The sequence below is a fragment of the Brevundimonas diminuta ATCC 11568 genome, assembly GCF_000204035.1.
GTDB lineage: Bacteria > Pseudomonadota > Alphaproteobacteria > Caulobacterales > Caulobacteraceae > Brevundimonas > Brevundimonas diminuta.
In genome coordinates this window covers 2,397,628-2,399,147 of record NZ_GL883086.1, presented here as the reverse complement: position 1 = coordinate 2,399,147, position 1,520 = coordinate 2,397,628, and the positions used below count along the sequence as shown (strand labels likewise).

Here is a 1,520-nt window from a genome sequence, read left to right as displayed (position 1 = left end):
TGGCCGCGCGCCGCATCGGCGACTATGTCGCGGGCGTCGCCGCCGGATCGCCCTGGGCCGAGCGCGAAGTTCTGGAGGCGCAGGACGCCGATGAGGAGCGCGTGCTGCTGGGCCTGCGCACCGTCGAGGGCGTTTCCTTGTCCCTGCTGCAGCGGCTGGGCCTGTCGGCGGTTGAGGGCCGGCTGGCCGACCTTCTGACCGACGGCTTCCTGAGCCTGAAGGACGGCCGCGTCGCCGCTACGGCGACGGGCCGTCCCTTGCTGGACGCGGTGCTGAAGAGCCTGCTGGTCTAGACGATCAGACGGTCGCCGCCGCTTCTTCGATCAGGTCGCAGATTTCGGACGGATGCGACGCCAGGGAGGCGTGGCTGGCGTCCAGGGTGATGACCTTGCGGGCGTTCAACCGCGCCGACATCCGCTGCTGATTGGTCGGGGCGATCATGTGGTCCTGGCTCGAGACCTGATACCAGCTCGGCTTGCTGCGCCAGGCGGGCGCCGTGACCGCGTCGCCGAAGGTGGTCGCCAGCGGCGCCTTCTGCGTCACCGCCATGACCAGGGCCTCGTCCGCCGTCAGATCCTGGCAGAAGCTCTCATGGAACTTGTCGGCCTTGATCCACAGATAGCCGTCGCTGTCGGGGGCCAGGTTGGGGGCGGCGACCGGGGGATCCTGCTGGGTGATGGCGCCGGGGCTTTCGCCTGCGTCGGGCGCGAAGGCGGCGATGAAGACCAGGGCCGCCACGTTCGGCAGGTCGCCGGCCTCGGACAGCACCGCCCCGCCGTAGGAGTGGCCGACCAGGATGACCGGCCCTTCCTGCTGGCGCACCATCTTGCGCACCCGCTCGGCGTCGTCGGCAAGCGAGGTCAGCGGCATCTCGACCGCGTGCAGAGAGGTGTAGCCGCGCCGGGCCAGTTCGGTGATGACCTTGCCCCAGTGGGCGGCGCCGCCCCAGAAGCCGTGAACGAGGACGATGGAGGCGGACTTCGACATGGGCGGATTCCGTTCTGGACGACAGAAGGGTCGATGCGGATCGCAGTGCGCGAACCGGCGGCGGCGTTCCCTGACTCTGGCGGCTTTCACGACACCGTGACGCCCACTAGGATGGAGCCATGTCCGACGCCTCCCTGTTTCCGCCGACCGCCCCGCCCGCGCGCCCCGTTTCGCCGGGCCTCTATCTGGTGGCGACGCCGATCGGGAATCTGCGCGACATGACGCTGCGGGCGCTGGACGTTCTGGCGGCGGCCGATTTGGTGCTGGCGGAGGACACGCGGGTCACGGCCAAGCTGCTGACCGCCTATGGGCTGAAGGTTAGGCTGGAGCGGTGCGATGATCACGCCTCGAACCGCGCCGCGGAGATCGCCGTCGAGCGGCTGAAGGCGGGCGAGGTGGTGGCCCTGGTGTCGGATGCGGGCACGCCTCTGGTGTCAGACCCCGGCTATGTGGTGGCGCGGGCGGCCGTGGCCGAGGGGCTGCCGGTTCATCCCGTGCCCGGTCCGTCCAGCCTGTTGGCCGCCCTGTGCATC

General features: G+C 70.1%; 2 protein-coding genes and 1 pseudogene. 2 read left to right on the top strand and 1 reads right to left on the bottom strand.

All coding sequences use genetic code 11. The features are described from left to right. Positions 1 to 293: pseudogene (locus tag BDIM_RS18515) on the top strand (radical SAM family heme chaperone HemW); the annotation flags it as partial. A 4-nt stretch (positions 294 to 297) separates the two neighbouring features. Here the strand turns inward: BDIM_RS18515 and BDIM_RS15530 are convergent. Then, complete coding sequence (locus tag BDIM_RS15530) at positions 298 to 987, bottom strand: alpha/beta hydrolase (RefSeq protein ID WP_003166517.1); 690 nt, start codon at positions 985 to 987, stop codon at positions 298 to 300. A 119-nt stretch (positions 988 to 1,106) separates the two neighbouring features. On the opposite strand from BDIM_RS15530, the gene BDIM_RS15525 reads away from it, so the two are divergent. After that, positions 1,107 to 1,520, top strand: a 414-nt coding sequence (locus BDIM_RS15525; protein ID WP_040346418.1) for an SAM-dependent methyltransferase, incomplete at its 3' end; no start/stop codon positions are given.